The sequence below is a fragment of the Acidovorax sp. Leaf191 genome (assembly GCF_001424425.1).
In the GTDB taxonomy this organism is placed as follows: domain Bacteria; phylum Pseudomonadota; class Gammaproteobacteria; order Burkholderiales; family Burkholderiaceae_C; genus Acidovorax.
Genome location: NZ_LMPT01000005.1, coordinates 125732 through 147328, shown reverse-complemented (window position 1 = coordinate 147328; position 21597 = coordinate 125732). Strand labels below are relative to the sequence as shown.

Below are 21597 nucleotides of genomic sequence, written 5' to 3'. Positions count from 1 at the left end.
TGGGGCTTGAGGCCCTGTGCGCCGTGGCGCAGGGCGGTGCGGGTGCACGCTCTGGGCGGGCCGGGGGCGCTGGCGTCGTGCGCGCGGCGGCTACCATCGCGCCAAACCCAGGAGACCGCGCCATGGCCTTTGCCCCTACCTCGCTGCGCGCGGCGCAGCGCCCGCTCCGATGAGCGTTCCGGCCCCCCAGCCCGGCGCAGGCCCGCACCCCGATGCCGTGCGGGCGCTCAGCCGCAGCCTGCTCGCGCTGGGGCAGCTGGCGCGGCACACGCAACCCCAGGACATGCTGCACCAGGCCCTGCAGACGCTGCAGGCGCTGGTGCCGTTCGACTCGGCCTGGTGGGGCGAAATGTCGGCAGGCGATGTGCACAGCAGCCCCCGCAACTGGCTGCATGGCAGCATGGGCCTGAGCCAGAGCTTTGCGCAGGAATGGAATGAACTGTCTGCGGTGGACGAGTTCGCGCGCCAGTCCATGAGCCGGCTCGGCGTGGTGATCCGCGAACGCGACGTGACCGGCGACATCGCCGAACACGCCGAGGTGCTGGCGTTCAGCGAGCGCCATGGCCTGTACCACTGCATGGCGCTCACGGCCGAGCTGCCGCACAGCGGCCTGCTGTTCTTCGTCTCGGTGTACCGCCCGCAGACCCGCACCGAATTCACCGACCAGGAGACCGTGCTGTTCGGCGAGTTTGTCGTGCACCTGCTGCAGCACTGGCACCACCGGCTGCAGGCGCTGCAAAGCGATTCGCCCAGCCGCCCGTGGGACAGCTTTGCGCTCGCAGGGCCTTCGGGCGATCTGCTGTTCGCGGGGCTGCGCATCAGCCTGGCGCTGGGCGAGGCCCACCCCGGCTGGGCCGGCACGCGGCTGCCGACGGCGGTGGTGCAAGGCCTCGCGCGCGCGCCGTGCACCGTGGCCGTGGGTAAGGCCTGCCGCCTGCGGATGGAGCCCTGCGGTTCGCTGGTGGCCATCAGCATCGCATCGCGCCACCCGAAGTCGCCGCTGGCGCCGCGCGAACTGAGCGCGGCCATGCTCTATGCGCAGGGGCGCTCGCACAAGGACATCGCCGCCACGCTCGGGCTCACGCCCGCCACCGTGCGCACGTACCTGCGCACCGCCTATGCGGCGCTGGGGGTGAGCAACAAGCTGGAGCTGGTGGCGGCGCTGCGCACCGCCTGAGGGCGTTCAGCACACGTGGTACCTCGGTCTTCCTGCCGGGTGTTGGTGGCCGTGCGGGTCGATCCCGGCGCTCGGTAGTTTCCCGGGCCCTCTGCATTTGCAGAGGCTGCAGCAGCGCCTTCTTTTCCTATCGTCCGCACCGGAGCCGCAAGGGCTGCGGTGGCGGTGCTGCCGCGCACAGCCCTTGCGGTTCCTGAAGAAACATCATCACAGGAGACGCATCCCATGTTCCCGAGCACATCCCGCGCCACCGAGGCGCACCGCCGCAGCATCCCCGGCCCTGTACACGCAGGGCGATGGGCCGCCCGAACCCTGGGCGCCAGCGCGGCCCTGGCGCTGGCGGCCTGCGGCGGTGGCGGCAGCGACGCCCCATCCCTGGCCGCCAAGCCCCTGGCCGAAGCCTGCGCCGCCTACACCTCGGCCGCGCTGCCCCATGGTGCCAAGGTCACACGCACCGAGCTGCGCAAGGCCGACAGCACGCTGCCCGACGCCTGCATCGTGCGCGGCGAGATCGTCTCGTCGCCCGAGTCCACCATCAACTGGGCGGTGGAGCTGCCCACGCTCGCGCAGTGGAACGGCAAGACGCTGACCATCGGCGGCGGGGGCTTCGACGGGTTCATCCCCACCGACGACCCGTGGTACCAGCAACTCGTGGGGCCGTCCGCCCACGCCTACGTGAAGATCAGCTCCGACTCGGGCCACCAGATTCGCGGCTTCGCCTGGGGCAAGAGCGATGTCGCGCTGCGCAACCATGCGTTCGACGCCAACCATTTCGTGCTCGAGGTCGGCACGGCGATCGCCACCGAGTTCTACGGCAAGCGCCCCGCGCGGCGCTACCACATGGGCCATTCCAACGGCGGGCGTTCGGGCCTCATCGCCACGCAGAAGTACCCCAAGGACTACGACGGCGTGGTCGCCATGGAGCCGGCCATCAGCCAGCAGGCGCACCAGGTCAACCTGGGCCCCACGGTGCTGCGGCACATCTTCAAGAGCCGCGACAACTGGCTCAGCGCCGCCAAGATCGCGCTCTACGCCAAGGCCGAAACCGCCGCCTGCGACGGCCTGGACGGCCTGAAGGACGGCATCATCGGCAACGTCGAAGCCTGCAGCTATGTGCCCACCGACCTGCTGTGCAAGGGGGCCGACAGCGACACCTGCCTGACGGCCGGGCAGATCGAATCGATCCGCCTCATCTACAGCGACCACAAGACGCCCGTGACCCTGTCGCGCGGCGCGGTGGGCTATCCGCGCTACGGCCGGGGCGGGGCGTCCACCTCGGACTGGCAGTCCTACATGTTCGGCACCAGCTTCGACGCGCCCGATTCGTTCAACCACATGGCCGTGACGGAAGCCGCGCGGCTGGTGGAGGGCAACCCCAACGCCAACATCCTGACGCACGACCCCACGCAGTACCAGGCGCAGTACGCGCGGCTGGCCGGGATGATCGATGGCACGGACCCCGACATCTCCGCCTTTGCCGACAACGGCGGCAAGCTGCTGATCTGGTATGGCCTGGGCGACACCTGCGTGTCGGTGTACCGCACGGCGGACTACTTCGAGTCGGTCAAGCAGCGCCTGGGCGCCAGCAAGGTGCAGGGCTTTGCGCGCATGGTCATCTCGCCCTCCAACGGGCATGACCTGGACGGCGCGGGCACCGAGCCGCGCTCCATCGACCTGCTGGCGGCCATGGATGCCTGGGTGGAAAAGAGCACGGCGCCCGACAAGCTGGTGGCCACCAAGTTCGCACCGGGCACCAGCACCCCCGTGGCGCAGCGCCCGGTGTGCGAGTACCCGAAATTCCCGCGCTACAACGGCACGGGCGACCCGGCCAAGGCCGAGAGCTTCACCTGCTCTGCGACGTAGGCACTGCAGTGCGGGCCAGTTCGATGAAGGCCCGCACGTAGTCAATGGCGGTATCCGTCTCGCGTGCCCCGAGGAAGATCTGCTTGGCGATGCCGCGCGCGCCCAGCCGGACAGGCACCACATCCATCTTGGCCGCGTACTCTTGCACCAGCCAGCGCGGCAGGGCGGCCACCCCCCGGCCGCTGGCCACCATCTGCAGCATGATGTCGGTGGTCTCGATGGCCTTGTGGCGCTTGGGCGTGACACCGGCCGGTAGCAGGAACTGGCTGTAGATGTCCAGGCGCTCGATGTCGACGGGGTAGCTGATGAGCACTTCCTGTGTCAGCTGCTGGGGCTTCACATAGGCCGCCGAAGCCAGGGCATGGCCCTTGGCCACGACGAGCACCTGCTCGTAGTCGAACACCGGTTCGAACTTCAGCCCTGGCTTGAACAACGGGTCGGGCGTGACCAGCAGGTCGATCTCGAAGCCGAAGAGCGCGCCGATCCCGCCGAACTGAAACTTCTGCTTGACGTCCACGTCCACGTCGGGCCATGCGGCCAGATAAGGGGACACCACCTTGAGCAGCCACTGGTAGCAAGGGTGGCATTCCATGCCGATGCGCAGTGCACCGCGTTCGCCCTGTGCAAACTGGCCCAGGCGCTCTTCGGCCAGGTCCAGCTGCGGCAGCACGCGGTTGGCCACTGCCAGCAGGTACTGGCCGGCCTGCGTGAGGCGCAGGCTTCGACCTTCGCGCAACCACACGTCGGTGCCCAGTTGCTGCTCCAGCTTCTTCATGCTGTGGCTCAGGGCCGACTGGGTGAGGTTCAACACGCCCGCCGCGGCCGTCAACGACCCTTGCTTCTCAACCTGCTGAACGATGCTGAGGTGAATGCGTTCGAGCATTTTTAATGAACCGATTTCATGGAGTGATGAAATAAGACCATTTTACTTCATGGTTCACAGCCACTAGCATCCCTTCCCATGAACGCACCTACAGCACATCCCCTGCGCATCGTCGCAGTCTCCGGCGGGCTGCAGCGCCCCTCCAGGTCCGCGGCCCTGGCAGAGCACCTGCTGGAGCTCATCGCCGATGAGCGTCCCTGCGAACAGCGCCTGGTCGACCTGGGTCAGCTCGCACCGATGTTCGCTGGCGCGGTCAGGCGCGATCAACTGCCCAGCGCTGTAGAGCGGGAATTGGCGGCGGTCGAGCAGGCCGACATCCTGGTGGTGGCGACACCGGTGTACCGCGGCTCTTATGCGGGGCTGTTCAAGCACTTCTTCGACTTCGTTCACCAGGACGCCTTGATCGACACGCCGGTGCTGCTGGCCGCCACCGGCGGCAGCGAGCGCCATGCGCTGGTGATCGACCACCAGCTGCGGCCGCTGTTCAGCTTCTTCCAGGCGCGCACGTTGCCGCTGGGCGTGTATGCGACCGACAAGGATTTCGTGGACTACCAGTTGCAAAGCCAGGCCCTGATCGACCGGGCCAGACTGGCCGTCCAGCGGGCACTGCCGCTCATGCCGTTGGCGCGCCACGCCCAGCCCTCGCCGGCCGACGAAGTGGCGCTGGCCTGAGGCAAGCACCGGCCCTTCCCCTCCATCCATTCAAGCCACCGGACCGCCATGAACGACGAACTCAGCTTCAGCCTCAAAAGCATATGTTTCGATGAAAACTATGAGCCATCGGACAGCACACGCATGACCACCAACTTTGCCAACCTGGCCCGGGGAGCCAGTCGGCAACAGAACCTGCGCAACACGCTGAAGATGATTGACAACCGCTTCAACGACCTGGCGCATTGGGACAACCCGACGGGGGACCGCTACTGCGTCGAACTCGAGATCATCTCGGTCGAGATGAGCATGAATGCCAAGGGTGGAAATGCTGCCTTTCCGCTGATCGAGATACTGAAAACCTGCATCCTCGACAAGAAGTCGAACCAACGCATCCCTGGCATTGCAGGGAACAATTTCTCCTCCTACGTGCGCGACTACGACTTCAGCGTGCTGCTTCCTGAGTACAACGCCCACCGCGCGCAATTCAGCACGCCCGATGATTTTGGCGACCTGCATGGAAAGCTGTTCCAGCAGTTCGCCAACTCGCGCATCTACAAGGAGCGCTTCGGCAAGCCGCCCGTCATCTGCATCAGCGCTTCGACCAGCAAGACCTATCGACGCACCGGCAATCAGCACCCGGTACTGGGCATCGAATACCAACAGAGTGGGCTGTCCTCAACCGACCAATACTTCGCAAAAATGGGGATGCAGGTCCGCTTCTTCATGCCCGCGAATGGCGTTGCGCCGCTGGCTTTCTACTTTCAGGGAGACCTGCTGGGCGACTACACGAGCCTGGAGTTGATCGGCACCATCAGCACGATGGAAACCTTTCAGAAGATCTACCGCCCCGAGATCTACAACGCCAATTCAGCGGCAGGGCAACTCTACCAACCGAGCCTGAAGAACGAGGACTATTCGTTGACGCAGATCGTGTATGACCGGGAAGAGCGCAGCCAACTGGCGGTCAAGCAGGGCAAGTTTGCGCAGGAGCACTTCATCCGGCCGTACAAGAAGGTCCTGGAGCAATGGACTGGTGCTGCTGCAGTTGCCCAAGCCCACGCCCACTGAATACTCGGCTTCCCTCACTGGGCCAAAGTCCCGGAATATGCTCACCCACCCCTCTTTTGCTTCAAAGGAATTGTCAGATGTTTGAAACCTCCATCGCAGGCAGCCTGCCCAAACCCGCCTGGCTGGCTGAAACCAACAAGCTCTGGCCCCAGTGGATGGCCGAGGGCGATGCGCTGCGCCAGGCCAAGGCCGACGCCACCTTGCTGTGGATCAAGGCCCAGGAAGACGCGGGCCTGGACATCGTGGGCGACGGCGAGCAATCGCGCCAGCACTTCGTTCACGGCTTCCTCGAGCAGGTCGAAGGCATCGACTTCGAGCACAAGGTGAAGATGGGCATCCGCGACAACCGCTACGACGCGATGGTGCCTCAGGTGGTCTCGGCCCTGCGCCTGAAGGGCCGTGTGCATGCCTTCGAGGCACAGCTCGCCCGCGCGCACACCAGCAAAAAACTGAAGTTCACCCTGCCCGGCCCGATGACCATCGTCGACACCGTGGCAGACCGCTTCTACGGTGACAAGGTCAAGATGGCCTTCGCGTTTGCGGAGCTGCTCAACCAGGAAGCGCTGGCGCTGCAGGCCGATGGCGTGGACATCATCCAGTTCGACGAACCCGCCTTCAACGTCTACATGAAAGACGCCGCCGACTGGGGCGTGCAGGCGCTGGAGCGCGCAGCGCAGGGCCTGACCTGCACGACGGCGGTGCACATCTGCTACGGCTACGGCATCAAGGCCAACACCGACTGGAAGAGCACCCTGGGCGACGAATGGCGCCAGTACGAGGCAGTGTTCCCCGCGCTGGCCAAGAGCAGCATCGACCAGGTGAGCCTGGAATGCATCCATTCCCATGTGCCGCCCGACCTGATGAAGCTGCTGGCCGGCAAGGACGTGATGGTCGGCGTGATCGATGTGGCGAGCGACGTGGTCGAGACCCCCGAGGAAGTGGCGGACACCATCGCCCGGGCACTGGAGTTCGTGCCCAAGGAGCGGCTGTTCCCTTGCACGAATTGCGGCCTGGCGCCCATGGGGCGGGACGTCGCCTGGCGCAAGCTGAAAGCGCTGGCAGAAGGCACAAAGCTGGCCAAGGAACGGCTCGCCGCGGCGTAACGCCAGCCGGGCTGGCTTGGTGCTGCGCCCGCTGGGTGACGCCGCCAGAGGTCGGGAACTGAAGTGGCCGCCCACGCGGCCACTTCAAATTTCATAGCTGCCAGCGCTTGCTGGACGAGCGCTAGGGCCTCATTGCACTGTCAAGACGCCAGCGCGCGCATCTCCGCGATCAGGTCCGACTTGCCCTCGAAGCCGATGCCCGGCAGCGGCGGCAGCGTGACGTAGCCGTTCTCGACCTTCACGCCGTCCGGGAAGCCGCCGTAGGGCTGGAACAGGTCCGGATAGCTCTCGTTGCCGCCCAGGCCCAGGCCCGCGGCAATGGCCAGCGACATCTGGTGGCCGCCGTGCGGGATGCAGCGGCTGGGGGACCAGCCGTGCTCCTTGAGCATGTCCAGCGTGCGCAGGTACTCCACCAGGCCGTAGCTCAGTGCGCAGTCGAACTGCAGCCAGTCGCGGTCCTTGTGCATGCCGCCGTGGCGGATCAGGTTGCGCGCGTCCTGCATGGAGAACAGGTTCTCGCCCGTGGCCATCGGGCCCTGGTAGACCTCGCCCAGCTTGGCTTGCAGCTCGTAGTCCAGCGGGTCGCCGGCTTCCTCGTACCAGAACAGCGGGTACTGCGACAGGGCCTTGCCGTAGTCGATGGCGGTGGCCAGGTCGAACCGGCCGTTGGCGTCCACCGCCAGCTGCTGGCCCGGGCCCAGGATCTTGAGCACCGACTCGATGCGCTCGCAGTCCTCGGCCAGCGTGGCGCCGCCGATCTTCATCTTGACCACCGAGTAGCCGCGCGCCAGGTAGCTTTCCATTTCACGCTGCAGCGCTTCGAGCCCCTTGCCGGGGTAGTAGTAGCCGCCCGCCGCGTAGACGAACACGCGCGGGTTGGGCGTGCCGTTGCCGTAGCGCTCGGCCAGCAGCTGGAACAGCGGCTTGCCCGCTATTTTTGCCGTGGCGTCCCACACCGCCATGTCGATGGTGCCCACGGCCACCGAGCGCTCGCCGTGGCCGCCGGGCTTCTCGTTGATCATCATGCGGGCCCAGACCTTGTGCGGGTCGATGTTCTCGCCGGTGGCGTCGAGCAGGCTGGCGGGCTCGGCCTCCAGCACGCGCGGGATGAAGCGGTCACGCATCAGCGCGCCCTGGCCGTAGCGGCCGTTGGAGTTGAAGCCGTAGCCGATCACCGGCTTGCCGTCGCGGATCACATCGGTGACCACGGCCACGAGGCTGAGCGTCATCTTCGAGAAGTCGATGTAGGCGTTGCGGATGTCCGACTTGATGGGACGGGTCGATTCGAGGATGTTGACGATCTTCATGGTGGTCGTGGTGGTGGATGAAACAAAAAAGGAAGGGTGACGAAACAAGCGATCAGCGGGCGAGCGACGAGCCTCCGCAGATCGCGATGTCCTGCCCCGTGATGGCGGCGGCAGGGTCGGAGAGCAGAAATCCCACCAGCGCGGCGATCTCGGCCGGCTCGATCAGCCGGCCGATGGGCGGCAGGCGCGGCGCGCTCCCGGCACGCGCCGGGTCGTTCAACATGCCGGTGGCCGTGGCCGCGGGCGAGACGACGTTCACCGTCACGCCCTGCGCGGCCACCTCGGCCGCCCAGCTGCGCGCCAGCGCGATCAGCGCAGCCTTGGTCGCGGCGTACTGCCCGCGCCCGGCCATGCCCTGTGCCACACGGCTGCCGATGAACACCACGCGCCCCCGGCCGCGCTGCGCCATGCCGGGCACGATGGCGTCGGCCAGGCGGGTGGCGGCGTCCACATGCAGGCGCCACATCAGCTCGCCGCCGGCATGGTCGAGCTGGCCCAGCGGCCCCACGCGCAGCACGCCGGCCGCATGGACCAGCGCGTCCACGCCCGGCATCGCAGCGGCCACGCGGGCGATGGCGGCGCCATCGGCCAGGTTGACGGGCGTGTGGGTGAACGAGGGATGGACGACCGTCGCCTGGGCCACGTCAAGGCCTGTCACGCGCCAGCCGTTTGCCAGCAGCGACTCGGCGATGCTGCGGCCTATGCCGCTGCTGGCGCCGGTGACGACGGCGTGGCGGGCGTTACTCGACACGGATGTTCCCTTCGGTGACGATCTTCTGGGACCGCTCCATGTCGCTGCGCTGGAACTTGGCGAAGTCCTCCACGCTGCCCGGCGTGGTCAGCAAACCCTGCTCGCGCAGCTTGGGCGTCATCTCGGCCAGGGCCTTGTTCACCTCGGTGTTCAGCCGCTGGGTGATGTCGGCCGGCAGCCTGGCCGGGCCCCACAGGCCGTACCAGCTGTAGAACTCGTAGCCCGGAATCGTCTCGCCCACCGTGGGCACGTCGGGCAGGCTGGCTGCGCGCTGCGCGGAGGTGACGGCCACCACGCGCAGCATGCCGCTCTTGTGGTACTGCAGCGATCCGAGGATGGGGTCGATGAAGCCGTCGATCTGCCCGCCGATCAGGTCCTGGAACGCAGGCGCCGTGCCCTTGTACGGCACGATCAGGTAGTCGAGCTGGCCGGCGCGCTTGAGCAGCTCGGTCGACAGGTGCCCGGCCGATCCGATGGAGCCCACGGCAAAGGTCATCTTGCCGGGGTTGGCCTTGGCGTACGCCATCAGCGACTTGATGTCGGTGACCGGCAGGTTCTTGTTGATGGCCACCGACAGCGGCGCCTTGGCCACCAGCGCCACGGGCGTGAAGTCCTTGACCACGCCGTAGGGCACGGACTTCATAGTCATGGGCGCGGTGGTGAAGGTGGACGCGTTGAACAGCAGCGTGTAGCCGTCGGCCGGGGCCTTGGCCACCACGTCGCCGCCGATCACGCCGTTGCCGCCGGGCTTGTTCTCCACGATGAAGTTCTGGCCCATCTGCTCGCCGAGCTTTTGCGCCAGCTGGCGGCCCACGGTGTCGAGCGTGCCGCCCGGCGGGAAGGGGATGACCACCCGCACCGGCTTGGTGGGGTAGGCCTGCGCAAAGCTGCTGGCCGCCACTGCGAGCGTGGCGGCGCCCAAAGCGGTGCGCAGGAGTGTTCGAAGGAATCGATTGCGTTGCATGGTGTCTTGTCTCCGGTCTTTTTGTTCGAGAACTACCAACGCGGGGGACTCAAAATCCCCCGCCCACATCTCCTCACTCAGCGCTTGAGCAGACCCGCCTGCTTCACCGCCGCGCGCAGGGCTTCGACTTCCTGCGCGTTGGGCGCCTCGGTCGGTGGGCGCACGGTGGCGTCGTCCAGCACGCCGGCCAGGTACATGCCGCCCTTCATGCGGGCGTGGGCCTCGCCGGTGGGTTCGCCGCCGCCGTACACGGCATCCTTCAGCGGCGTGATGACGGCCTGCACGGCCATGGCCTTCTTCAAATCACCGGCCTTCACTGCGTTCCACAAATCGATGATGAGCTGCGGGATGAAGGTGGCAAAGCCCACCAGCGCGCCGTCCACGCCCTGCACCATCGAGGCCAGCAGGTACTCATCGTGGCAGGTCAGGATGGCCTTGGAGGCGTCGGCCTCGCGGATCGCCTGGATGTCGCGGGCGTACTTGTTCATGTCGCGCTGGCCCACCTTGAAGGCCTGCAGATAGGGCAGCCGGGCCAGGTCGGCCAGCAGCTGCGACGAGTACGAGGCGCGCGTCCAGGCGGGGTAGACGTGGCAGACCAGGTCGGCACTGGGTGCGGCCTGGTGGATGGCCTCGAAGTACTGCAGCGCGTGGCCGGGCGTGAAGCCGAAGCGCAGCCAGTGGTGCGGGGGCATCACGTCGAGCGCCACGGCGCCGGCCTCGACGGCGGCGCGGGCATGGTCGGCCGCATCCTTCAGGCCTTCGCAGACGATGGAGGAGATCACGGGCACGGGCCGTGCCAGGCCCTTGAGCTCGTCGGCCACGATGCGGGTGACCTGGGCGCGCTCGGCCGGTGTCAGCGAAAACACCTCGCCCGTGTGCCCGTTGGTCATGATGGCGACCACGCCTTCGTGGCCCGCCAGCCAGGCGGCGAGCTTGCGCAGCGCGGGCTCGTCGATGCGGTGGTCCGGGGTGAAGGGGCACGAGATGGCGGGAATGATCCCGCGATAATTCGAGATGGCAGGCATGCTTTTTTGTCTCCGTAGGGGAAAGCGGGTGAACGACGGGGTGGATCATTTCCCGTGGCGCGCCAGCGGTCCAATACTTCAATCGCATACAACTATCGCAAGGCAGGAACGCACCCATGGGCCCTGGCAACCGACCGCTGGATCTGGAGTGGCTGGAGGACTTCCTGGCCCTGGCCGAGACCGGCAATTTCTCGCGCGCGGCCGAGGCGCGCTCGATTGCCCAGCCCGCGTTCAGCCGCCACATCCGGGCGCTGGAGGACTGGGTGGGGGTCGAGCTGTTCGACCGCAGCGCGCACCCGGCTGCGCTCACGCCGGCCGGCCAGCGGTTCCTGCCGTTGCTCGAAGCCATCCTGGCCAACCTGGAGGCCGCCCGCATCAAGGCCCGCGCCGCGCACGACGTGGCCGCGGCCAGCCTGCGCTTTGCGGCCACGCACGTGCTGTCGCTCACGTTCTTTCCGCGCTGGCTGGTGGGCGTCGAAACCCGGCTGCAGATGGGCCCCATCCAGACCATGTCCGACAGCTCGCACGCCTGTGAGGACCTGATGCTGCAGCGGCGCGTGCAGTTCGTGCTGTGCCACGGCCACCCGGACGTGCCCGGCCGGCTGGACGAGGCGCAGTACCCGGTGCTGCGCCTGTCCGGCGATGTGCTGCTGCCGGTGAGCGCGCCCGCCCCGGCATCGCCCGGCCAGCCGCTGCACGCCATCGTGCAGCAGGACGCGGTGCCCGTGCTGGCCTACAGCGAGGCGTCGGGGCTGGGCCGCATCATGCGGTCGCGCATGCGCCACCTGTTCAGCGAAGGGCCGGACGCCGCGATGCCGCAGGGCGTAGCGGTGGTGTTCACCGCGCACCATGCGGTGCTGCTCAAGACCATGGCGCTCGAAGGCCGTGGCGTGGCCTGGCTGCCCGAGAGTTTGATCGCCGATGAGCTCAAGGCCGGCACGTTGGTCGCCGCGGGCGGCAGCGACTGGAGCCTGCCGGTGCAGATCCGCCTGTACCGCCAGCGCGCCGAGATGTCGCCCATGGCCGAGGCGGTGTGGGAGCTGTCCGCGTCGCTGGCGGCGGACGGAGGCGGCTGAACAGCGCGCTGCGTTTCGGCAGGTAGGCAGGTGGCTTCAATCGAGCTTGGCGCCCTGCGACGCGCCGTGGCGCGTGTCGCGGTCGTACTGCCGTTCGCGCTCGGTGTGCTCGCGCAGCAGGCGGTGGCCCAGGGCGTTGGCTTGGCGCTCCAGCGTGGCGCAGTCGGGCGCGGCGGGCAACTGCGCAATGCCTTGGTCGATGGCGCGCGCCGCATCGCGGCCGAACTGCACGTGGCCTTGTTCGTGCCGGGACAGGGCGGGCAGGTAGCGGTCGAACAGCGCGCGCTGGTCGGGCGTGGCGCGCCGCAGTTCGGGCAGTTGCACCTCGCTGCGCAGCCGCGTGGTGACTTCGGTGATGCGGCAGCGGCCCGAGGCGTCGCGCGACCAGCGGAAGGTCCAGCGCACGTCCCAGTGCGCATGGCCGTGAAAGCGCTGGCCGTCCACGGTGATGGGCGTGGCCGCATTGAGCGCCTGGCGCAGCGTGTCGGCCGGCTGCGCGTACACCGCGTACGGGCGCTCGGCATGCTCCTCGATCACCGCGGCCTGCGCGCAGCTGGCCGCCGCAGCGGCCCACGGTGCCAGGAACAGGGCGACGGCTTTCACCGCAGGGGGCTGCCTCATTCGCCCCAGGGCAGCATAAGCGTGAGCAGCGACAGCTGCGCGAACTCCGGCGCGAACGCGTCGATGATGCGCTGCGGCTCGGGGCACAGCGCGGTGTCGGTGATCACGCCGAACTGCACGCCGCCGCCGTAGCTCAGGATGGAGACCCCCAGGCCAATGTCGCCCGACTGCGGCACCCAGAACATGCACTGCGTGACGCGCGCCCCGCACAGCGTGAGCTGCTCCTTGGGGCCGGGCACGTTGGTCATCACGGCCGTGGTCTTGCGGCCAAAGAGGTTGAGCAGCGCGTCCTGCGCGGGCTTGATCATCAGGCCCGCCACGGCCAGCATCGCAAACGCCAGGATGGGTTGGGTGCTGCCCTTCAGGGCATTCATGCGCCGGCGCACCTCGTACACCCGCTCGACCGGGTTGGCCATGCCGATGGGCAGCACCAGCGGCACCAGGCCGAAGCGGTTGCCCAGCTTCCAGGCGTCTTCCATGGGGCGCAGGTTGACGGGGATCATCGCGCGGATCTCATGGCCCGTGGGGTCGTCGCCCTCGCTGCGCAGGTAGCCGCCGATGGCGCCGGCCACGCACGACAGCAGCACGTCGTTGATGGAGCAGTTGAGCGCTTTGCCGATGGCCTTGACTTCCTCCAGCGGGATCGGCGGGCACCAGGCCACGCGCTTGGCGCTGCCGGGCTGGCCCTTCAGGCGCGTGGGCGAGTCGTCGGGCATCAGCGCCAGGGCGGCGGCGTCGCTCACCAGCTGGTAGGCCACGCGCGCCATGTCCATCGTGCCCGACAGGCCGCTGTGCATGGTCTTTTCGGGGTCGCCCAGCATCTGCAGCGACTTGGCGGCGCCGTCGCCCGCCAGGTCCAGCGCCTTCACCGTCATGCCGGTGAAGGGCTTGATCAGCGTCTCTGCGATCCAGTCCTCGGCCGTGGCGGCCTGCTCGCGCTCTTTGCGGGTGCGCTTGGGTGGCTCGGCGCCGCCGTCCACGATGGACATCGTGACCGAGATCAGAGCGATGCCGTCGGCGATGCAGTGGTGGATGCGCACGATGAGCGCGCTGCCGGGTTGGCCGTCGTCACCCACGAAGTCCTCGATCAGGTGCATCTGCCACAGCGGGCGGCGCGGGTCCAGCGGCTGCATGGCCAGCTCGCCCACGCGGTCCTGCAGCGCGCGCTGCATGCTTTTCTCGCCTTTCGGGGCTGTGAGCTTTTCACGCAGCACGTGGGCCGCGATGTCGAACTGCCGGTCTTCCACCCAGGTGGCACCCGCCGCGTCTTCCACCACCCGCTGGCGAAAGCGCGGGTACTGCAGCAGGCGCTGCTGCACGCGCTCGCACAGGGCCTCCCACCCGATGCCGGGCGACAGCGTCCACACGCCGTTGATCATCATCAGGTTGCTGGCCGAGTCCATGCGCAGCCAGGCGGTGTCGACCTTGCTCATGCGCTCGCCGGACAGCCCCAGCATGCCGGTGGCTGCGCGGCGCACGTTCTTTTGCACCACGCCCGCGGCCTTGCGCGCCGCAGGCGGCAGCGCCTGGGCCGCACGGCGGGCCACGGCGGGGGCCTGGGCGCGGGCCTTGCGCAAGGGACTGGCGGCGCCTTCGGTGGCCGTGGCGCTGGGGGCAGAAATGCGGGTCACCATCGGATGTACACCTGTTGTTCGTTTTTGGGGGCTTGCCTCTATGGATGGCACGGCCTCTCACCATGCGCAGCCCGTAAGATACAACGCAGCAATCTCTTGCCAATACCGTTCTTTCCCTCCCCCTCAAGAATTCACCCAGGAGCAACTCCCATGGCCGATCTGAACGAGACTTTCGAAGCCGCCGTCGCCAATTCCAAGAACCTCAGCGAGCGCCCCGACAACGCCACGCTGCTCAAGATCTACGCGCTGTACAAGCAGGCCACGGCCGGCGACAACGCCGAGAAGAAGCCCAGCTTCTCCGACATGGTGGGCCGTGCCAAGTGGGACGCGTGGGAAAAGCTCAAGGGCACCGAGGCCGATGCCGCCAAGCAGCAGTACGTCGACCTGATCACATCGCTGCAGTAAGCAGTCGGTCCCCTACAGCAAAAGCGGCCCAGGCCGCTTTTGCTTTTTCTGGGGGGCGTCACTCTGCGCTGGAGATCAATCAGCCTGGTGGGCCACTCGCCTCGGAGACCCCAATCCGATCCTCCATCCGTTCGGGCTGAGCTTGTCGAAGCCTTGCGCGCGCGGGGCACGCCTTGGCTTCGACGGGCTCAGCCCGAACGGTGGCGGAGGGCTGGAGAGGTGGAGATGAGGGCATGTGAAGACCGAGGTCATTGGCCATCAAACACCATCTGAGAAAAATCAGGCCCTACCGCTGGCTGGATAAGCGCCAAGCGCTTCAATTTTCATAGCATCGTAACCCAGCTCGGCCAGGAGCTCTGCATTGTGCTCACCCACACGGGGTGGCGACAGCCGCACGCCGGGGCGCTGGCCGTCCATGGCCAGGGGCAGCAGCACCGTCTGGGTGGCGCGGCCGTCGGGCAGGGTCATGGGGGCGAGGGCGCCGGTGGCGTTCAGGTGCGGGTCGGTCAGCAGGTCCTCGGGCCGCGTGATGGGCGCAAAGGGCAGGGCGTGGCGCTCGAACACGTCGGCCAGGTGCGCGGCGCTGAAGGGCGCAAGCCGCTCGCGCAGCAGCGGCATCATCCACGCGCGTTCGCGCACGCGGTCGTTGTTGCTGGCCAGGCGCGGGTCGGCCTTCAGGTCCGCAAAGCCGAAGGCGTCGCAGAACACCGCCCAGGCGCCGTCGCTCACCACGGCCAGGAAGATCTGCTCGCCATCCTTCACCTGGAACACGTCGTAGATCGCCCAGGCCGAGATGCGCGCAGGCATGGGCGCCGCGGGCTGGCCCGTGACGGCGAACTGCATGATGTGCTGCGCGACGAGGAACACGTTGTTCTCGAACAGTGCGCTCTGCACCTCTTGCCCGCGCCCCGTCTTCTCGCGCTGGGCCAGCGCGGCCATCGCGCCGATGGCGCCGAACATGCCGCCCATGATGTCGTTCACGCTGGTGCCCGCGCGCAGCGGGTCGCCGGGCCGGCCGGTCATGTAGGCCAGGCCGCCCATCATCTGCACCACCTCGTCGAGCGCAGTGCGGTGGTCGTACGGGCCGGGCAGAAAGCCCTTGTGGCTCACGTAGATGAGGCGCGGGTTCAGGGCCTTCAGGCTGGCGTAGTCCAGGCCCAGCTTGTGCATGGTGCCGGGCTTGAAGTTCTCGCTCACGATGTCGGCCGTGGCGATCAGGCGCAGGACGGCCTCCTTGCCCTCGGGGGTTTCCAGGTCCAGCGCCAGGCTTTTCTTGTTGCGGTTGAACAGCGGGAAGAAGCCCGCCCCCGACCCGCGCAGCTTGCGCGTGGCATCGCCCTCGCGGCCGTGGCCGATGGGCTCGACCTTGATGACCTCGGCCCCCAGGTCGGCCAGCACCAGGCCGCAGGTGGGGCCCATGACCATGTGGGTGAACTCCACCACGCGGATGCCGGCGTAGGGCAGGTTGGTGCGGCCCTGGCCCGGGGCCCCCTCGTCCTTCTCAAGCATGTGTGGTCTCCTGGGTCCAGCCCTTGGGCAGCCCCGCCTCGGGCGTCATGCCGTACACCGGTTCGTCGGGCAGCCCGGCCTGCAGGGGGATGCGCGCGGCGAACAGCCGGGCCAGGTCCACGCCGGTGGTCAGGCCCATGGCTTCGAACATGAACACCAGGTCTTCGGTGACCACATTGCCCGACGCACCCGGTGCATAGGGGCAGCCGCCCAGGCCGCCCAGCGATGCGTCGAAGGTGCGCACGCCCACGTCGTACGCGGCCAGGCAGTTGGCCAGGCCCAGGCCGCGGGTGTTGTGCATGTGGGCCGCGCCCGCGTGCGGGCCGATCTCGCTGCGCAGCCGGGTGAACAGGCGGCGCACCTGGGCGGGGTTGGCCATGCCGGTGGTGTCCGACAGGCCCACCTCGTCCACGCCCGCCGCCACGCAGGCGGCGGCCAGGCGGATCACGTCGTCCTCGGGCACCTCGCCCTGCAGCGTGCAGCCAAAGGCGGTGGAGATGCCCACCTCCACCAGCACCCGGGGCCCGGTCTCGGCGCGCAGGCGGGTGATGGCGCGCAGCTCCTGCACCATCTCGTCGGGGGTCTTGCGCACATTGGCCTGTGAATGCGCCGCGCTGGCCGACACGGGCAGCGTGATCTTGTGCACGCCGCTGGCCAGCGCGGACTCGGCGCCGCGCAGGTTGGGCACCAGGGCCATCACGGTGATGCCGGGGTGGGTGAGCGCGTGGCGCACCACCTCGGCCACGTCGGCCATCTGGGGCAGCAGGCGTGCGGGCACGAACGAGCCGACTTCGATCTCGCGCAGGCCTGCGGCGACGAGCGCGTCGATCCAGCGCAGCTTGTGCGCCGTGGGCATGGTGGCCTTCACGGACTGCAGGCCATCGCGCGGGCCTACTTCGCTGATGAGGATATCGGGGGTTGCCATGGGGTCCTTGGTGCAGTGCAGGGCGGCTGCAAAGGCTTGACGCTGCCGCGGTGCGTTGTTCTAATAGATAGAACGGTATTCTTTCTTATGGAATGATTGGCTTTTTGCGCCATCACGTCAACCCCCGCAGCCAAGCCCTTCGTTCGCCAACGGTCCCTGTCATGCCCCGCAAATCCGCGCACGAATCCCTGGCCGACGCCCACGCAGCGCCCGGCGGTGTGGCGGCCGTGGACCGCGCCCTCACGCTGGTGGCCGCCTTTCGCGCGGGGGAAGGCGCTCTCACACTGGCCGAACTGGCCGCCCGCACACAACTGCACAAGAGCACCGCGCTGCGCCTGCTGGCGTCGCTGGAGCATGCGCGCTGGGTGCAGCGCCTGGCGGACGGGCGTTACGCACTGGGCGCTGAAGTGGCGCGGCTGCATGCGCTGTACGCGGCATCGTTCTCGCTCGACCGGGTGGTGCTGCCCGTGCTGCGCGACCTGGTGGCCGCCACGGGCGAGAGCGCGGCCTACCACGTGCGCCAGGGGCAGGGCGCTGACGCGGTGCGGCTGTGCCAGTTCCGTGTGGATTCGCCGCACCCCGTGCGCGACCACATCCGCGCGGGCGATGTGCTGCCGCTCGGGCGCGGCACTGGCGGGCGGGTGCTGGTGGCGTTCGACCCGGCGCTCAGCCGCACGCTGGGCCAGAAGGACCGTGCGCTCTACGCCCGCATCCGCGCGGACGGCTACATGGCCGGCGCGGGCGACCGGCTGCACGAGGTGGCGGGCATCTCGGCGCCCGTGTTCCATGCCGACGGCAGCCTGGCCGCCGCTGTCACGCTGACCATGCCGGCGCACCGCTATGAAGAGCGGTACGTCAAGGCCGTGCTGGAGGCGGCGCGCCGGTTGAGCGGGCAGGTCTGAGGCGCAGACTGAGCGTTGCGCGGACTGGTCAGAAGGCCAGTTTCGGCTGCCAGTTCGCCAGGGCGGTGCGCAATATGCGGCAGTTCTGGCGATTCCCATTGCCATCTGCCCGGCGGAAACTTGTCTCCATCCCTTTGGAGACAAGACCATGGTCACGCAGAACCTGACACCCACCGCATCGCAAGCCACCCCCACCACCTTCTCCACCCTGTACCTCAGTGCGCCGGACGTCATTGCCCTCGTGCGGCGCAAAGGCATCGAAGCCTGCCTGCACGGCATCGCCGACAACATCGAGGCCGACTTCCTGCGCTGGGAGTCGTTCGACAAGTCGGCGCGCGTGGCCAGCCATTCGCAGGACGGCGTGATCGAGCTCATGCCGATTGCCGACGATGCAACCTACGCCTTCAAGTACGTCAACGGCCACCCGCGCAACACGCGCCATGGCCTGTCGACGGTGATGGCGTTCGGCGTGCTGGCCGATGTGGCCACAGGCGCGCCGGTGCTGCTGAGTGAGCTCACGCTCACCACCGCACTGCGCACCGCCGCCATGTCGGCCGTGGCCGCGCGGGCACTGGCGCGGCCCGGCAGCCGCACCATGGCGCTCATCGGCAACGGCGCGCAAAGCGAGTTCCAGGCGCTGGCGTTTCACCACCTGCTGGGCATCACCACGCTGCGGCTGTTCGACACCGACCCGGCCGCCACCGCCAAGCTGCAGGCCAACCTGCAGGGCACGGGCATCGCTACCGTTGCCTGCGCCAGCACGGCCGACGCAGTGCGCGGGGCCGACATCGTGACCACGGTGACGGCCGACAAGACCAACGCCACCATCCTCACGCCCGACATGCTGGCGCCCGGCATGCACATCAACGCGGTGGGCGGCGACTGCCCTGGCAAGACCGAGCTGCATGCCGATGTGCTGCGTGCGGCGCAGGTGTTTGTGGAATACGCGCCGCAGACCCGCATCGAAGGCGACATACAGCAGCTGCCCGCCGATTTCGCGGTGACCGAGCTGTGGGAGGTGCTGGCCGGCCGGCGCGCAGGCCGCAGCGGCGATGCCGCGGTCACCGTCTTCGATTCCGTGGGCTTTGCGCTGGAGGACTTCTCGGCCCTGCGCTTTCTGCGCGATGCGGCGCAGGTGCTGGGTGTGGGCGAGCGCATCGAGCTGATCCCCGCGCTGGCCGACCCGAAGAATCTGTTCGGCGTGCTGCAGGCGCGCAGCAGCCCCTTGCTGCGCGCAGCGGCGTGACCGAAGGCCCCGTCAGTCGCGCCACACCACGCTGTCGGCCGCATCGGCCCGCGTGGCGCGAAAGTGGTTGGCCGGGTGCGCCAGGTCCGCCATGCCGAACGAGATGCCGCAGACGATGGTGCGGTCATCGCCAATGCCCAGCACATCGCGCAGCACGGCGGGGTACGACGCGAGCGCGGCCTGCGCAATGGAGCCCACGCCCAGGCTGTGCGCGGCCAGCATGAAGTGGGCCACGTACGCGCCGCAGTCCACCGCGCCGTAGGTGCCCAGCGCCTCGTCGCTGGTGACGATGGCCACGTGCGGCGCGCCGAACATCGTGAAGTTCTGCGCCGCCTGGCGGGCCGAGGCTTCGCGGTCGCCCTTGGCAATGCCCAGGGCCTCGTACAACCCCCAGCCGCATTCGCGGCGGCGCTCCTGGTACACGCCGCGGTACTCGCGCGGCCAGGGCAGGTCTGGTGCGGCGGGCGTGGTCGGCAGCACGGCGGCGAACGCGTCGCGCAGGCGCGCGAGAGTGGCGCCGCTGGCGATGTGCACCTGCCAGGGCTGTGCGTTGCACCACGACGCGGTGCGCTGCGCCGTCACCAGGATCTGTTCGATGGTGGCGCGCGGCAGGGGCTCTGGCTGGTAGGCGCGGCAGCTGTAGCGGGTGTGCAGCAGGGCCGACAGCGTGTCGAACGCCGTGGCCTCGGTGGCCGGCGCTGCAGCAGTGCCTGTGGGGGTGGTGGGTGCCGGGGCGGCCATGGCGGGCTGTGGGCCTCAGGCCTTCTTGGGCTTGGCCGCGGTTTTGGCGGGCGTCTTGGCAGCGGCCTTGGGGGCTGCCTTGGGGGCTGCCTTGGCGGGGGCCTTGTCCTTCTTGGGCTCTTCTGCATCCGCCGCCGCCTTCTTGCCCGCCGCCTTGGCCGGCTTGCCGTTCAGCAGGGCGTCGAGCTGGTCGCCGATCTCGGACTCGATGCGGTCCTTGAATGCGCCGAACAAAAAGCCCAGCTGCGCCTTCATCTCGAACTGCGTGGCGTCCACCAGCAGCGTGCCCTTCACGCCCGAGCGGCTGAAGGTGAGCGTGTCTTCGGTGTCGCCCTCTTCGTAGACACATTCCATGTCGAATTTTTCCTCGGCTTTTTCGGCCCACGAGAAAGCAATCTTGCGGGCCTCTTTCAGGCCCAGTTGGTGTTCGCGATGGATGTGGATGTCAGGCACCGGGTGTCTCCTTGGGGGTCGTGGGCGCCAATGCGCGCAGGGCGTCTTGGCGCTCCTGCAGTGGCTGGCGGGTCAGTTGTCGTACGGCATCATAGAACCGGCTCCAGTCGCGGCCCTGCTGCGCGAACAGGGCCTCGAAGCCCGGCACCAGTTCGTCGTAGGCGGCCTGCGCTGCAAAGCTGGCGTTGTTGGCCTTGGCCACCCAGCGGTCGTAGCCCGCCACCTGGGCGGTGGTGACCTGGGGCGTGGAGCCCGGCGCGGTGCCCAGCCACTGCGCGCGCAAGGCGTCGTAGCGGCTGCGGAAATCCTGCATTGCTTCTGTTTTCATAGCGGCTAGCGCTTGTCCATCCAGCGGTGGAGCCTCTTTTTGCTCATAAGTGGCCGCCAGCCGGGCGCGCGTGGCACGGGTCAGCGCACGGAAGGCGGCGCGGCGCGCCTCGCTGGTGGCGTAGGCCTCGCGCGCGGCAGGTGTGGAATGGGTGGCCAGCCACTGCGCCACGCCGATGCGTTCCACCGCCGTGGCGAACGATTCGTTGAACAGCGTGTCGCCCTCGGCGTACACCACCTGGTGCGCCAGCTCGTGGAACAGCAGGCGCACGAAGTCGCCCTCGGGCCAGCCGATGAAGGTGGACAGCAGCGGGTCGCCCCCTGCCCAGTTCATGTAGCCCAGCGTGGAGTACGCGGGCACGCCGTACACCTCCACCTCCAGCCCCTGCGCCGCGAGCTGGTCGGCCTCGGCCTGGGCGTCGGCCTGCGCGAAGTAGCCGCGGTAGCCGATGCAGCCCGTGACCGGAAAGCACCAGGTGTGCAGCGTCAGCGCATACGGCGGCGCGGCCACCACGTTCCACACCGCGGCGGGGCGCTGGAGGTCCGCATAGCGGCGGTAGCTGGCGTTGTCCGGCAGGCCCAGCTCGGCCACCGCAAAGGCGCGGGCTTTTTGCGCCAGCTGCAGCCGCTCGCGCAGCGCGGGTTTGATGTCGCTGCGCGCGATCCAGCGGTCGATGGGCTCGGCCGCGTGCATCAGCTGCATGTGGCCGCGCACCGACTGCCAGTAGTAGCCCAGCGAGTCGGTGGTGCTGGCGCAACCCGCCAGCAGGAACGGGGTGGCGAGGGCGAGCCACAGCAGGGGGCGTACGGGAAGCAGGCGCATGCAGGCAGTCGTCTCGGAACAGGGTGTGAAAAGGCGGGGGGCGCGGGCGGCAGGGCGCGCCTGCCGGTCAGTTTAGGGCAACCGGTGGACCGCGGTGCGGCACGCCTGTGTGCCCGGGGCCTGCGCTGTGCCTGCCTAGA

At 68.3% G+C, this 21597-nt stretch carries 21 protein-coding genes; 9 read left to right on the top strand and 12 right to left on the bottom strand.

Going from position 1 to position 21597, the window contains the following annotated elements; translation table 11 throughout:
* Positions 1-169 precede the first annotated feature (169 nt).
* Together ASG27_RS06275 and ASG27_RS06270 are read left to right on the top strand one after the other, a co-directional pair.
* Entirely contained in the window at positions 170-1177 is a 1008-nt protein-coding gene (locus tag ASG27_RS06275) for a helix-turn-helix transcriptional regulator (protein ID WP_056409937.1), read from the top strand.
* Between the two features lie 225 nt (positions 1178-1402).
* The gene (locus tag ASG27_RS06270; protein WP_235503839.1) at positions 1403-3040 is read left to right on the top strand and encodes a tannase/feruloyl esterase family alpha/beta hydrolase; all 1638 of its coding nucleotides are present in this window, start codon (positions 1403-1405) and stop codon (positions 3038-3040) included.
* Here the strand turns inward: ASG27_RS06270 and ASG27_RS06265 are convergent.
* Positions 3021-3923 carry a LysR family transcriptional regulator gene (locus ASG27_RS06265; protein WP_056409933.1) on the bottom strand — a complete coding sequence of 301 codons (903 nt, stop codon included), beginning with the start codon at positions 3921-3923 and terminating at the stop codon, positions 3021-3023. The two genes, ASG27_RS06270 and ASG27_RS06265, sit on opposite strands and share 20 nt — an antisense overlap.
* Before the next feature lie 78 nt (positions 3924-4001).
* Between ASG27_RS06265 and msuE the strand changes: the two genes are divergently transcribed.
* The 3 genes from msuE (at position 4002) to ASG27_RS06250 (ending at position 6748) form a co-directional block, all read left to right on the top strand.
* On the top strand, positions 4002-4595 hold the full coding sequence (gene msuE, locus ASG27_RS06260) for an FMN reductase (protein WP_056409930.1): 594 nt from the start codon (positions 4002-4004) through the stop codon (positions 4593-4595).
* Between the two features lie 48 nt (positions 4596-4643).
* Complete coding sequence (locus ASG27_RS06255; RefSeq protein WP_056409927.1) at positions 4644-5645, top strand: DUF1852 domain-containing protein; 1002 nt, start codon at positions 4644-4646, stop codon at positions 5643-5645.
* A gap of 77 nt (positions 5646-5722) precedes the next feature.
* Positions 5723-6748: a methionine synthase gene (locus ASG27_RS06250; protein WP_056165138.1), complete on the top strand. Its 1026-nt coding sequence runs from the start codon at positions 5723-5725 to the stop codon at positions 6746-6748.
* Positions 6749-6888: 140 nt separating this feature from the next.
* Here the strand turns inward: ASG27_RS06250 and ASG27_RS06245 are convergent, their stop codons facing one another.
* The 4 genes from ASG27_RS06245 to ASG27_RS06230 all read right to left on the bottom strand — a co-directional run bounded on the left by ASG27_RS06245 (position 6889) and on the right by ASG27_RS06230 (position 10795).
* Positions 6889-8055 carry a mandelate racemase/muconate lactonizing enzyme family protein gene (locus ASG27_RS06245; protein WP_056165140.1) on the bottom strand — a complete coding sequence of 389 codons (1167 nt, stop codon included), beginning with the start codon at positions 8053-8055 and terminating at the stop codon, positions 6889-6891.
* 52 nt (positions 8056-8107) lie between these two features.
* The gene (locus ASG27_RS06240) at positions 8108-8806 is read right to left on the bottom strand and encodes an SDR family NAD(P)-dependent oxidoreductase (RefSeq protein WP_056409924.1); all 699 of its coding nucleotides are present in this window, start codon (positions 8804-8806) and stop codon (positions 8108-8110) included.
* A complete protein-coding gene (locus tag ASG27_RS06235; protein ID WP_056409921.1) occupies positions 8796-9770 on the bottom strand; it encodes a Bug family tripartite tricarboxylate transporter substrate binding protein in 975 nt (324 codons plus the stop codon). The genes ASG27_RS06240 and ASG27_RS06235 overlap by 11 nt, the downstream gene beginning before the upstream one ends.
* A gap of 77 nt (positions 9771-9847) precedes the next feature.
* Entirely contained in the window at positions 9848-10795 is a 948-nt protein-coding gene (locus tag ASG27_RS06230; protein WP_056409918.1) for a dihydrodipicolinate synthase family protein, read from the bottom strand.
* Positions 10796-10911: 116 nt separating this feature from the next.
* Between ASG27_RS06230 and ASG27_RS06225 the strand changes: the two genes are divergently transcribed.
* Complete coding sequence (locus ASG27_RS06225) at positions 10912-11871, top strand: LysR family transcriptional regulator (RefSeq protein ID WP_056409916.1); 960 nt, start codon at positions 10912-10914, stop codon at positions 11869-11871.
* Positions 11872-11907: 36 nt separating this feature from the next.
* Here ASG27_RS06225 and ASG27_RS06220 read toward each other — a convergent pair whose 3' ends face one another.
* Both ASG27_RS06220 and ASG27_RS06215 read right to left on the bottom strand, forming a co-directional pair.
* Complete coding sequence (locus ASG27_RS06220) at positions 11908-12474, bottom strand: DUF922 domain-containing Zn-dependent protease (RefSeq protein ID WP_056411498.1); 567 nt, start codon at positions 12472-12474, stop codon at positions 11908-11910.
* A 14-nt stretch (positions 12475-12488) separates the two neighbouring features.
* Positions 12489-14126, bottom strand: a complete 1638-nt coding sequence (locus ASG27_RS06215) for a wax ester/triacylglycerol synthase family O-acyltransferase (RefSeq protein WP_056409913.1) — start codon at positions 14124-14126, stop codon at positions 12489-12491.
* A 150-nt stretch (positions 14127-14276) separates the two neighbouring features.
* Between ASG27_RS06215 and ASG27_RS06210 the strand changes: the two genes are divergently transcribed.
* Positions 14277-14531, top strand: a complete 255-nt coding sequence (locus ASG27_RS06210; RefSeq protein WP_056409910.1) for an acyl-CoA-binding protein — start codon at positions 14277-14279, stop codon at positions 14529-14531.
* 279 nt (positions 14532-14810) lie between these two features.
* Here the strand turns inward: ASG27_RS06210 and ASG27_RS06205 are convergent, their stop codons facing one another.
* Both ASG27_RS06205 and ASG27_RS06200 read right to left on the bottom strand, forming a co-directional pair.
* Positions 14811-16040, bottom strand: a complete 1230-nt coding sequence (locus tag ASG27_RS06205; RefSeq protein WP_056409907.1) for a CaiB/BaiF CoA transferase family protein — start codon at positions 16038-16040, stop codon at positions 14811-14813.
* Complete coding sequence (locus ASG27_RS06200) at positions 16033-16965, bottom strand: hydroxymethylglutaryl-CoA lyase (protein WP_056409905.1); 933 nt, start codon at positions 16963-16965, stop codon at positions 16033-16035. The genes ASG27_RS06205 and ASG27_RS06200 overlap by 8 nt, the downstream gene beginning before the upstream one ends.
* A gap of 161 nt (positions 16966-17126) precedes the next feature.
* Between ASG27_RS06200 and ASG27_RS06195 the strand changes: the two genes are divergently transcribed.
* Complete coding sequence (locus ASG27_RS06195; protein ID WP_056165157.1) at positions 17127-17867, top strand: IclR family transcriptional regulator; 741 nt, start codon at positions 17127-17129, stop codon at positions 17865-17867.
* Positions 17868-18015: 148 nt separating this feature from the next.
* Positions 18016-19113 (top strand): ornithine cyclodeaminase, encoded by a 1098-nt coding sequence (locus ASG27_RS06190; RefSeq protein WP_056409897.1) that lies wholly within the window; start codon positions 18016-18018, stop codon positions 19111-19113.
* Between the two features lie 12 nt (positions 19114-19125).
* Here the strand turns inward: ASG27_RS06190 and ASG27_RS06185 are convergent, their stop codons facing one another.
* From ASG27_RS06185 to ASG27_RS06175, 3 genes are read right to left on the bottom strand one after another with little or no spacing between them, the layout of a single operon-like run.
* Complete coding sequence (locus ASG27_RS06185; RefSeq protein WP_056409894.1) at positions 19126-19854, bottom strand: nitroreductase; 729 nt, start codon at positions 19852-19854, stop codon at positions 19126-19128.
* A gap of 15 nt (positions 19855-19869) precedes the next feature.
* Positions 19870-20307: a polyhydroxyalkanoic acid system family protein gene (locus tag ASG27_RS06180; protein ID WP_056409890.1), complete on the bottom strand. Its 438-nt coding sequence runs from the start codon at positions 20305-20307 to the stop codon at positions 19870-19872.
* Entirely contained in the window at positions 20300-21457 is a 1158-nt protein-coding gene (locus ASG27_RS06175; protein WP_056409887.1) for an aminopeptidase, read from the bottom strand. The genes ASG27_RS06180 and ASG27_RS06175 overlap by 8 nt, the downstream gene beginning before the upstream one ends.
* Positions 21458-21597 lie beyond the last annotated feature (140 nt).